This is a genomic window from Prevotella conceptionensis 9403948, assembly GCF_000312305.1.
Taxonomy (GTDB): Bacteria; Bacteroidota; Bacteroidia; order Bacteroidales; family Bacteroidaceae; genus Prevotella; species Prevotella conceptionensis.
The window spans coordinates 26,954-38,272 of record NZ_HE999444.1 but is presented as its reverse complement, the minus strand read 5'-3'; the positions used below and the strand labels follow the sequence as shown (position 1 = coordinate 38,272).

Annotated in this window: 7 protein-coding genes, 2 pseudogenes and 1 riboswitch; of the genes and pseudogenes, 4 read left to right on the top strand and 5 right to left on the bottom strand. The window is 46.4% G+C overall.

What is annotated here, in order from left to right; all coding sequences use genetic code 11:
* The 3 genes and pseudogenes from BN93_RS02315 to BN93_RS02305 form a co-directional block, all read left to right on the top strand.
* Positions 1 to 358 (top strand): annotated as a pseudogene (locus BN93_RS02315) (S8 family serine peptidase); the annotation flags it as partial.
* Between the two features lie 130 nt (positions 359 to 488).
* Positions 489 to 983, top strand: a complete 495-nt coding sequence (gene fldA / locus BN93_RS02310) for a flavodoxin FldA (protein ID WP_019186749.1) — start codon at positions 489 to 491, stop codon at positions 981 to 983.
* A gap of 94 nt (positions 984 to 1,077) precedes the next feature.
* Positions 1,078 to 1,443, top strand: a complete 366-nt coding sequence (locus tag BN93_RS02305; protein WP_044259597.1) for a DUF2023 family protein — start codon at positions 1,078 to 1,080, stop codon at positions 1,441 to 1,443.
* A 2,409-nt stretch (positions 1,444 to 3,852) separates the two neighbouring features.
* Here the strand turns inward: BN93_RS02305 and BN93_RS17860 are convergent.
* From BN93_RS17860 to bcp, 5 genes and pseudogenes are all read right to left on the bottom strand, one after another.
* Positions 3,853 to 4,020, bottom strand: coding sequence for a hypothetical protein (locus BN93_RS17860; RefSeq protein WP_019186745.1), 168 nt, complete (start codon positions 4,018 to 4,020; stop codon positions 3,853 to 3,855).
* 365 nt (positions 4,021 to 4,385) lie between these two features.
* Positions 4,386 to 5,576, bottom strand: a complete 1,191-nt coding sequence (locus BN93_RS02300; RefSeq protein ID WP_019186744.1) for a porin — start codon at positions 5,574 to 5,576, stop codon at positions 4,386 to 4,388.
* Positions 5,577 to 5,624: 48 nt separating this feature from the next.
* Positions 5,625 to 5,993: pseudogene (locus BN93_RS02295) on the bottom strand (class I SAM-dependent RNA methyltransferase); the annotation flags it as partial.
* Positions 5,994 to 7,367: 1,374 nt separating this feature from the next.
* Positions 7,368 to 7,889 (bottom strand): HutD family protein, encoded by a 522-nt coding sequence (locus tag BN93_RS02290; RefSeq protein WP_019186742.1) that lies wholly within the window; start codon positions 7,887 to 7,889, stop codon positions 7,368 to 7,370.
* A 232-nt stretch (positions 7,890 to 8,121) separates the two neighbouring features.
* Positions 8,122 to 8,574: a thioredoxin-dependent thiol peroxidase gene (gene bcp / locus BN93_RS02285; RefSeq protein WP_019186740.1), complete on the bottom strand. Its 453-nt coding sequence runs from the start codon at positions 8,572 to 8,574 to the stop codon at positions 8,122 to 8,124.
* A 137-nt stretch (positions 8,575 to 8,711) separates the two neighbouring features.
* Positions 8,712 to 8,997, top strand: a riboswitch (cobalamin riboswitch).
* A gap of 69 nt (positions 8,998 to 9,066) precedes the next feature.
* Between bcp and BN93_RS02280 the strand changes: the two genes are divergently transcribed.
* A partial coding sequence (locus tag BN93_RS02280; RefSeq protein ID WP_044259595.1) for a ribonucleoside-diphosphate reductase subunit alpha occupies positions 9,067 to 11,319 on the top strand: 2,253 nt, incomplete at its 3' end.

Sequence of the window (11,319 nt, the reverse complement as noted above, 5' to 3'; positions counted from 1 at the left end):
GCCCCACCCCAACAACCTTTATGGCTACGGACAGATTGATATTTATCGCGGTTTGCTCCACATCTTGGGCATTACCAAGGTGCAAGACATCGACCAGCACCAACCACAGGGCGTGCATATAGCCCCAGGCAACAACAACGAGCTGCACATAACCTTTGCCGACGGGCAACCACACGCTTGCTCCCTGCGCCTTTACTCGCTATCGGGTTCATTAGTTCTAAGTAGGCCGCGCGCGCTGTTGGCCGCACAATCCACCATACAGCTAGGAGCATTAGCAGCAGGCGTGTATGTAGTTCAGATACACGCAGATAGCCCTAAACATAGCGGCAGCACGCTCGTTAGGCTCGTTGCAAAATAAACCAACAGCCCACATTACGCCTCAAAACAATCCTTACGCAAAAAACACCATTTCTAGGTATTGTGCCATTGTATATTTGTACTTAACTTTGCATCCATAATAATAACACAACTAAAACTTAAGAATTGAAATGAAAAAAACGGTGGTAGTATACGGTTCTTCAACAGGAACCTGCCAAAGCATCGCTGAAACGATTGCAAGCAAACTGGGCGTAGAAGCCCTAGACGTGGCCAACTTCAACGCAGACGTTGTTGCCGAGAACGAGAACTTGCTCATAGGAACCTCTACTTGGGGTGCCGGCGAACTGCAAGACGATTGGTACGACGGCGTGAAAGTGCTTAAAGAGGCCGACTTAGCTGGCAAAACGGTGGCCGTATTCGGTTGCGGCGATGCCGAATCTTACTCTGATACCTTCTGCGGCGCAATGGCCGAGCTTTACAATGCAGCAAAAGACAGTGGCGCAAAGATGGTTGGCGAGGTGTCTACCGATGGCTATACCTTCGACGATAGCGAGGCTGTTGTTGACGGCAAGTTTGTGGGTCTGGCTCTCGACGACGTGAACGAAGACGATAAGACCGAAGGTCGCATCGACGCATGGCTCGAAGAAATAAAGCCCGCATTGTAAGTCGACTGCAAAGAAATACTTTTGCATTGAGCAAAAACAAGACGGTGGGGCGGCCACAAACAGCCCCACCGCCATATAAAATAAATACAAGACTATGCCGCAAACAGAAATGATTTCAGCCGACATGAAGGTGCTGATGAACCATATTTATGAGTATCAGAAAGGCGTGCGACAGATGGTTTTATACACCTTCAACAAGAAATACGAGCAATTTGCCATAGCAAGGCTTGAACATCAGCACATAGACTACCTGATAAAACCGGTGGGGAAAGAGAACCTCAACTTGTTTTTCGGAAAGAAAGAGTGCCTCAACGCCATCAGGATGATGATTAACCGTCCACTAAACGAGCTCAGCCCAGAAGAGGATTTCATCCTCGGAGCCATGCTCGGCTATGACATTTGCCGACAATGCGAACGCTATTGCGAACGCAAAGAGCGCACTTGTAAAATGGCGCAATAAGAATGCAAACAAAATAAACCATATTGAATATAATCAACATATCGATAACTTTTAATCTTGTTCGCTAAATAAAATTCATAATGTTTTTGTATAATATGTGAAGGGGTGTCGGGAGACACCCCTTTTCGTTGTATACATACCAACACGTTATGTAAACAAGACACAAATTAGAGAGGTTCTTAACCAAATTAGAGAGGTACTTAAACAAATTAGAGAGGGTTCTTAGCCCCAACCGTTCACTAGAAAAGTTCGCTTTCATTTTATCCTAAGAAACATTCTTTTCCCGTTCACCGAAAAGTGCGTTTTCTCGCCATGACAATGTCCGAGCAAGCTCAACGCTGTTCATTTGGCTTAACGAAAACGTTCTTTACTCGTTCCTCGAAAAGGACGTTTTCTCGCCATGACAATGTTTGAGCAAGCTCAACGCTGTTCATTTGGCTTAACGAAAACGTTGATTACACGCAAAAGACTGGCTAATCGCATTGATTTAACGTGGAAGTCGTCTTGACTTTTAATATTTCTACAAATTGCGAAAAGCCTGTTTTCCCTGTGCTCTAAACTCAAAATAAACATCCGTTCATGCACGAAGTACCTGATCAAAGATACGATAAAACCTGAAATACGGCTCCATTTGTTTGTGGCAAAACGTGGCTATACTTCAGCAGGCAGCCTGGCAGAAGTTGTTCCATACACTCTCTACAAGTTGAAAGCCCTGCTGCAATGGTAGATTACTTCTGCGTTTGCATGGTGCAGCATGTAAGTGGCATGCCTTGCAACCGCCCCAGCTGGCCGTCGCAAGTGCACATGTTTTCGGTGCCAATGACCACTCGCGCGTGTTTACAGCATAATGGATTTGTCTAGTTTTTAGTAACAAATTTAACATTATGAGTACCCCTTTTGCCCACCAATCGCTCATCTTGCCGCAAAAAATCGATTCTCGCGGAGGTTTGTTTTGATGCAAAAAGGGGGTAGCTTGTGAACACGATAAAATGAATTTTTATTTAAAAAGACCGCCATCTGCACCATATTTTGGGCTATTTGCCGCTAAACACACTGCGTTTTGCTGCTAAACACACTGCGTTTTGGTGCTAAATGCACTGCGTTTTGGTGCAAAATACACCGCGTTTTGGTGCAAAATGCACTGCATTTTGGTGCAAAACACAAGGCAAAATGGTGCTAAATACAAGGCAAAAAGCATAAATATCCATAGCAATTGTATAAACAAAACCGTTTAGAGATACTAAATGCGTGACCGAAAAGTACAAAATAATGGTTAAAAAGTTGGATTTTAGGGGCTAAAAGCGTGTAATTGGGCTTAAAAAATTACGAGCATTCAACCAATCTAGAAAGGCTAAATGGTACAAAATGCAGGTCTTTTTCTTAAAATTGAACATATTGGGAGGTATGAAAGGCTAGAAATAGGGGCGATTTGCCTACTTTATGGCCTGTATTTTCGCTATAACGGAGCGAAATTCGGAGTGACATTGTAAAATAAAAGATAACAATTTAAGTTTTTAAGTGGATGGGATGGAAAGCAGGTGAGGTAGAGATGTTTTGATTTTTTGAGTTGACGAGTTGGTGTTTTTGGGAGCTTTTGAGTTGACGAGCTGCTATAGCCAAACAGAATTGGATTAGGATAGCCATAGATACACCGTAAGCAAACCAAAGTGTTCCTTTGCCCCTGCGTAAGGATATGCTGATGCCATGCTATGCGCATCTTGCTAGCTGCTAACAACAATTTTCCAAAAGCAATTCTGTTTGGCTATAAAGTTGATGAATTGGTGGGTTGATTTGTCCTGCACTTCGTGTGTGAGAAGGGTGTTTATCTTGTGTTGGCAGCACTGAGAGAACAAACTCCTCTTAATTTATAGCAACATAAAAAGTCAAGACAACTTCGTAGAAAAAGTTCTCTTTCGTTACAGCTTTATTCCGAAAAAGTAACTATTCAGCAATAACGAGCGCTGATTATCAAGAACTTATAAGCGTAACATTGTGGCAAAAAGGCTCAAAAAGACATTACTTTACCAGAATTTGTATGTGTCTGTTTGTGTAACTTGTTGGTGACCTATAATAGTTTGTACGCCTTATTGCTGAATAGTTACCCGAAAAAAAAACGCTAATGCCCGGTAATGGAGAAGTTGCTTAGGTTAGATGATAGCTAAATAGTTACCCGAAAAAATACTAATGCCCGGTTTGAAATAAACCACCATGGGCAAGCGGAACGCACAAAAAGGCAGGCGAAAGGCATACGACAACCCTTGCACACACGCCGTAAAAGAAACTGCGCGTATGAACAAAAGCGCATCTGCCAGCCGATTTTAACAAACCGCCAGCACGATGTTGGCCAACAGGTGACCCAGTAATGAAGAAGATGCTGTCGCAAACGCCTTGCAACAGTTAAGGCCTACACTATTCCACCGCGTGTATCCACAGGGCGAAGGCCAAAATAATAATGGCCAAAATGCTCAATACAACGAATAACACGCGACCTATAATGCGCCGACGCTTGGGCCAATTTAGGTTGCGTTGTTTAATCCGCTCTTCTTCACTAACTCCATTTCTCTTTTCTCTATCCATTTCCTAATTCTATTTTTATGTATAAGTAGACAACTCAACAAGCTTGCAAGCTTACTAGTTTATCAGTTGACGAGTTAACCAGTTTACCAGTTGACGAGTTAACCAGTTTACTAGCTGACAAGTTAACCAGTTTACTAGCTGACAAGTTAACCAGTTTACTAGCTGACAAGTTAACCAGTTTACTAGCTGACAAGTTAACCAGTTGACAAGTTAACGAGTTCACCAGTTGACGAGTTAACGAGTTTACCAGTTGAACAGTTGACAAGCTTACAAACTTACAAACAAACATGTTGACACGTCAATAAGACGTCCGCATGATGCAGCTGATGGGTCTAATAGCCCCTCACATCAACCTGCAACAGCTCTTAAAACCTCAATCCCAGTTGAAAGTCGATGAGGTTATAGTTGGTCGTTTTCAGTGCCTTATCGTTCACAAACGCATATTCGGCACTCAGTTTGAGCATTCGCGACAGTTCGCAGTCGATGCCCAGTTCGTATAAAGTCTTGGCCGTGCTGCTCTTTCCGTTAGGGCAATACTGGTCGAAACGTGCCTTTACGTGTAGTTTCTTCCCATTAAATTCGGCCACAGGTGCAATAACTAGCCCATAGAAACCATAGGCCTTATCGCCTGACTCATAGTTGATGTCGGCGTCTTGCAGGTCGGCTTTGGTGTTATGAGCGGTTTTAAAGCCATAGCCCTTACTGTAAATGTACTCGCTACGGAAGGTCCAACCCTTCGTAACATACTCGCCACTCACGGCAAAACGACGTTTCTCTACCGTTTGTTTGCCTCTAACCACTTGCTTTTGTCCTGCGCCATCCAATATCGGCTCGTGCGTAACGGGGTCTACCAGCGTGTAATTTCCCACTCGCGTGTAAGAACCCGTCCACCCAAACGCGCCCAAACGCACGCCTTTAATGGGCATAACCCATAGTCCGCCAATAACGTCTTTACGCTGATCGGCATCGCGCATGTTGATGCCCTGCCCGTTAAACACGCCCACCTGATAGTGAACCAGTGGCCTTTCGTTGCTGTTGGGGAACAAGTCGCCCTGAATTTGCAAGCCGATGTCGCGCCCATTGCTGGCGGCTTCGCCCGTTCGGTCGCTAAATCCCGACAGTTTCAGCACGCTTTGCCCAAACGACATGAAGCCCTGGTCGATGGGGTGCATGGGATTTTCGAAAGTGAACGGCCGCTTAAATTGCCCCAGCTTTACGCGGAAGGGTTTATACTTCCGCCATTCGGCAAACACATCTACCACACGCGGCGACGTGCCGAGGGTAGCCGTATTGCCGTTAAACTGCACTTGGGCTTTCCAATAGAAGTCGGTAAGCACACGCCCTTCCAGCGAAAGGCGCGCCATACGGATGTTAAAGCCATTGCTTTCCGCCCCTTTCTGGTCGGCCCATTGGTACTGCGATATCATGTATCCGCTAAGTTTAAGGTTGCTCACCAAGGTAAGCTTTTTCTCTTCTGTCGGCGTTTCGCCGTTTTGTGCGCTGGCGTGGAGCGTTGTTGCCGCCAAGAGCAGCGCAAACATTGCCTTTTGTTTCATGAGTATTTTGTCAATAGTTATTGTCTAGGGTTGTTATTGTCGGAATTGTTAGGTGCGGCGTTCCAGCAACACCACGTTCTCCACGTGGGGCGTATGGGGGAACATGTCTACGGGTTGCACAGCCGTCACCGCGTAGCGTTGGTCTAGCGCAATAAGGTCGCGCGCTTGCGTTGCGGGATTGCAGCTAACGTACACAATGCGTTGGGGGTTGGCTCGGATAATGGTTTCTATCACGTCGGCGTGCATGCCTGCGCGCGGCGGATCGGTAATGATAACATCGGGCCGACCGTTGTTGGCGATAAACTCATCGGTCAGAATGTCCTTCATATCGCCAGCATAGAAGGTTGTGTTGCCTATGCCGTTCAGCTCGCTATTCACTTTGGCGTCTGCTATTGCCTCGGGTACATACTCCACACCTGACGTTTGAAAACCCGAACAGCCCTGCAACCGCTCGCGCTGGCGGTCAAAACCATACTTACTTTCCGTGCTGTTGGCCACACGCGTGTACATGGGACAACTGTCTTTGTTCAATTTTCGGCAAGAAATTTAACATTATTACTGCACTTTTTGTCCACCAATCGCCCACCTTGGCGCAAGAAATCGATTCTCGCGAAGATTGTTTTTGGTGCAAAAAGGGCTTACTTGCAAATGCAGGTAAAATGAATTTTTATTAAAAACGAACGCCATTTGCACCAGATTTTGAGCCATTTGCAGCAAAACACAGTGCGTTTTGGTGCTAAATGCAGTGCGTTTTGGTGCTAAACGCAGTACGTTTTGATGCTAAATGCAAGGTAAAATGGTGCTAAACGCAATGCGTTTTGATGCTAAATGCACCGCAAAATGCTGCAAAGTGCGAGTCGAAAAGCATAAAAATACACTGTAACGGTATAAACAAACCCTTTTAGAACCATGAAAAACATGGCTGAAAAGGGCAAAACACCCATAAAAAAGTAGGGTTTTAGGGGCTAAAAGCGGATATTTGGGCATAAAAAATAATGGGTTGGCAACCAAACTAGAAAGGCAAAATGGTGCAAAATGCAGGTTTTTCTCCTAAGAATAGACAAAACTAAAGTCGCGAGAGACTAGAAATAGTGCCAAATTACCCACTTTTTAACCTGTATTTTCGCTAGAACGGAGTGAAAAATAGAGCGATATTGTAAAACAAAAAAAAAGAATTTAAGTTTTTAAGTTGGTTAGTTGACGAGTTAACAAGTTAACGAGTTGACAAGAGTGATGAGTTGGTTAGTTTGATGAGTTGACGAGTTGGTGAGTTGATTAGTTGATTAGTTGGTGAGTTTAAGTTTGCGGATTGATGAGTTAATGAGCATGTGAGTAGACAAACGCATGAGTTGATGGGTTTGCGAATTTGTGATTTGATGAGTTTGTGAGTTTTTGAGCTTGTAAGTTGATGAGCTGTTGAGCTGATTAGTTGATGAGTTGGTGAATTGGTGAGTTGATTAGTTGGTGAGTTGATTAGTTGGTGAATTTGCAAGTTTGATGAGTTTGTGAGCTTATGAGTCATTGAGCTTGTAAGTTGATGAGCCCATGAGTCGACGAGTTGGCTAGTTTACTGGTTGGTAAATTCATAAGGTTGCGTGTTTAGTTTAGGTCTATTGGTTGTTAAGTTTATTAAGTTATGTGATACTTACACCCATACTACAAATACAACAAGGCATATTACTCCCCTCTCCCTTTGGAGAGGGGTTGGGGGTGAGGCCGGTAGTAGTTGGGGATAAGGCCGGCAGTAGCTGGGGGTGAGGCCGGTAGTAGCTAGTTGGAGGTAAGGCCAATTTATCCCACCTCCACACACAACACGTGCCCCGAAACATGCACATCACCACTAACCCATGCTGCATCATGCTGCCGAAGAGGAGTGCCATTCAAGGTGGTTTGGCTGCCAATGGCAAACACCAACATGCGTTCAACACGAGCAAACACATGTTCGCCACGCTCTACGCGCGCGCATACACGCGTACCTTGTTTATATATAACGTTCAAATCAACAGCACCAGGCGAGTTCACCGAGGTAACATGTGCTGCTCCATCAAACTCGAAAAGACACCCATCAGACAACGTCACGACTTGACCATCCACACAAAGCGCGATGTTGCCATCAAGACAAAGGATATGGCGCGTAAAGCCTGTGAAGTCTGAAAACGTGCTTTCCGTAACATGAATAACAGCCGACGAAACGCGCAAGTCAAAGTTACGATCCTGCAAACTGCTCCCCACGGAGGGCAATATACACACTTCGCGAGTAAGTCCACCACTCCACACACTCGTCTTAAAATCCTCTTTACGAACTATTTCCATCGTTAGATTGTTTTAAACCAATGCCCAAAGGTAGCAAATATCCTGCATACAAAACGACAATAAAGTTTGTTTTATCGCCATTTTCGAAAAAAAGTTTGCGGCAAAACAACAAAGAGCACCATCTTCTTTCATGGCTTTGGCATCCTTATAAAAAAGCAACAACGAGAGCATCCACTACGGATGGCTCTCGTTGTTGCAAAAAAACACGTTTAGTTTGTAACCTTAGGTGCCTTTACTCACCCAATATCTGCTGTGCGTGTTCCTTTACCTTAATCTCCTTGGGCTGCATAATACGGGTTATCACACCCTCTTCGTTGATGACGAACGTGGTGCGGAACGTGCCGAAATACTTGCGGCCATACATGCTTTTCTCGCCCCAAACGCCAAATTCCTCCACCAATTTATGCTCGGTATCTGCTATGAGCGGAAACGGCAAGTCGTTTTTCTCGATGAATTTCTTATGCGATTTCTCGTCGTTTATGCTCACACCAACCACAGCATAGCCCTGTTTTTGCAGTTCGGCATAGTTGTCGCGCAGGTTACAAGCCTGCGTAGTGCAGCCCGAAGTGAGGTCTTTGGGGTAGAAATACAGCACCAATTTCTTACCTTTAAAGTCGCTTAGGCGTACTTCGTTGCCGTTCTCGTCGCGCCCCAACACATCGGGAGCCTTTGTTCCTATTTCCATCATGATGATAATTCTTTTTCTATTGTTTGTTGGTACAAAGGTAAACATTAATTTCCGAAAAGCCTTATCCGCCACCAAAACACATTTTCGCCCCACATAACGCCCAACAAATGTTTCGCCCTTTGCGGTAAAATGAGTACCTTTGTGCCCGAATTGGTTTGCCAGGGCCCAGTGCTAGGCGATTAAAAGGGAACGGGGTGCAACTCTCCGACTGTCCCGCAGCTGTAAGTTCTTTACGGTTTTCTTCCAGAGGCGGTATCTAAAAAGCCACTAAACATGCAGTGTCAGCGCAAGCATGCTTTTTAGATAACGCTGTTACATAAGCCACTGTTTCGGTCCAATCGCATGGTTTGGCGAACCGAATTGGGAAGGCGAAGAGAATTAGAACAAAGTCAGAAGACCTGCCCGTTCGTCAAAAGTGCCGTTCCACTCGTGGGAATAGGGAACGCCACGAAACGTTTTTTAAATCAATAAGCAAGTCAAAGTTATCTCATGGACATAACCAAGAGAAATGGTTCGGTGGCTCCCTTCGACAGGGAAAAGATTGCCACGGCCATCAAAAAGAGTTTTATCAGCACAGGGCGACCCATCGTGGAAGACGAAATACACAACGTAGCTATCGCCGTTGAGCAAGTTATCATAACCCATCCGGCAAAACAAAACGTTGAATGTATTCAGGACGAGGTGGAACGGAGCCTTATGCAACGCGGCTTTTATGCCGAGGCTAAGAGCTATATTCTGTTTCGTTGGCAGCGAACCGAACAGCGAAAATACCTCAATAGGATTGCCAACACCCTGCAACAAACCGAAATTGCGCCCGTGTTGAAAGGCATCGCGGCCGACTTCGAGCCAGAGTTGTACCCCATTGCAGCACTCGCCGAGAAGTTCATGGGCTTTGTTAAGGCCGACATGAACGGGCGCGACAAGCTGTCGGCCTTGATAAAAGCCGCCGTGGAACTTACTTCGGCCGAGGCTCCTAATTGGGAATTTATCGCGGCTCGACTGCTTAGCTATCGCCTGCAACGCGACCTAGAAACGTTCGAACAAGCAGAAGACATACAATCTTTTGCCCAAAAGGTGCGCCATTTGGCCAGTCAGAACCTCTACGGAACTTACATTGTCGATGCTTATACCGAGAGCGAACTGCAACAGGCGGCATCGTTTATCGACGAAGAACGCAACAAGCTGCTCAACTATTCGGGGCTCGACCTCCTTATCAAACGTTATGTTATCAGGTCGTTTGCGCACAAACCCGTTGAAAGCGTGCAAGAAATGTTCCTCGGCATTGCCCTACATCTGGCCATGAACGAAGGCGAAAACCGACTGCATTGGGTGAAAAAGTTCTACGACATGCTTAGCCGTCTGGAAGTAACTATGGCCACACCCACCCTAGCCAATGCGCGTAAGCCTTTCCATCAGTTGTCAAGCTGTTTCATCGACACCGTGCCCGATAGTCTTGAAGGAATCTACCGCAGCATCGACAACTTTGCCCAAGTGAGCAAGTTTGGCGGTGGCATGGGCCTTTACTTCGGCAAGGTAAGGGCCGCGGGCGGACGCATTCGCGGTTTTAAAGGTGCCGCAGGTGGTGTGGTTAGGTGGATGAAGTTGGTGAACGACACCGCTGTGGCCGTAGACCAATTGGGCGTTCGCCAAGGCGCAGTGGCCGTTTACCTAGATGTTTGGCACAAAGACCTGCCCGAATTTCTACAATTACGCACCAACAACGGCGACGACCGAATGAAAGCGCACGACATCTTCCCAGCCGTGTGTTACCCCGACTTGTTTTGGCGAATGGCGCAACAAGACCTCAATCAGGATTGGCACATGTTCTGCCCCAACGAAGTTCTAACTACGCGCGGTTACTCGCTAGAAGACTTCTACGGCGAGGCATGGGAGGAGAAATACCACGAATGCGTGGCCGACAAACGCCTTTCGCGCCGAACGATGACCATTAAAGACGTTATCCGTCTTGTTCTCCGTTCGGCTGTTGAAACAGGAACGCCCTTCACTTTCAACCGCGACATCGTTAACCGAGCCAACCCCAACGGTCACAACGGCATCATCTATTGTTCTAATCTCTGCACAGAGATTGCCCAAAACATGAAGGCCATCGAAGAGGTGAGCAATGAAGTGCTGACCAAAGACGGCGATACCGTGGTGGTACGTACGGTTAAGCCGGGCGACTTCGTGGTTTGCAACTTGGCTAGCCTTTCGCTTGGCAACTTGCCGTTAGAAAACGAGGACTATCTCAACGATATAGTAGCGACTGTTGTGCGTGCACTCGACAATGTTATCGACCTGAACTTCTACCCCGTGCCATACGCCCAAATCACCAACCACCGCTATCGCAGCATTGGCCTGGGTGTAAGCGGATATCACCACGCATTAGCCCTGAGAGGCATTAAATGGGAGAGCGAAGAACACTTGCAATTTGTAGATCAAGTGTTCGAACGCATCAACCGCGCCGCTATCGAGGCCAGTTCTTCCTTGGCCAAAGAGAAAGGCGCTTACGCTTACTTCGAGGGAAGCGACTGGCAAACGGGCGCTTACTTCGAAAAGCGCAACTACAACTCGCCCCAATGGCAGCAAACGGCTCAACGCGTAAAGGAGCAAGGAATGCGCAACGCCTACCTACTGGCCATCGCCCCCACAAGTAGCACCAGCATTGTAGCCGCAACCACGGCAGGACTAGACCCCGTTATGCAGCGTTTCTTCTTGGAAGAGAAGAAAGGCGCCATGCTACCA

What these genes read in the sequence shown, in the direction of transcription:
- fldA (WP_019186749.1), top strand. Translation starts at nt 489, where the DNA reads ATGAAAAAAACGGTGGTAGTATACGGTTCTTCAACAGGAACCTGCCAA.
- BN93_RS02305 (WP_044259597.1), top strand. Translation starts at nt 1,078, where the DNA reads ATGCCGCAAACAGAAATGATTTCAGCCGACATGAAGGTGCTGATGAAC.
- BN93_RS17860 (WP_019186745.1), bottom strand. Translation starts at nt 4,020, where the DNA reads ATGGATAGAGAAAAGAGAAATGGAGTTAGTGAAGAAGAGCGGATTAAA.
- BN93_RS02300 (WP_019186744.1), bottom strand. Translation starts at nt 5,576, where the DNA reads ATGAAACAAAAGGCAATGTTTGCGCTGCTCTTGGCGGCAACAACGCTC.
- BN93_RS02290 (WP_019186742.1), bottom strand. Translation starts at nt 7,889, where the DNA reads ATGGAAATAGTTCGTAAAGAGGATTTTAAGACGAGTGTGTGGAGTGGT.
- bcp (WP_019186740.1), bottom strand. Translation starts at nt 8,574, where the DNA reads ATGGAAATAGGAACAAAGGCTCCCGATGTGTTGGGGCGCGACGAGAAC.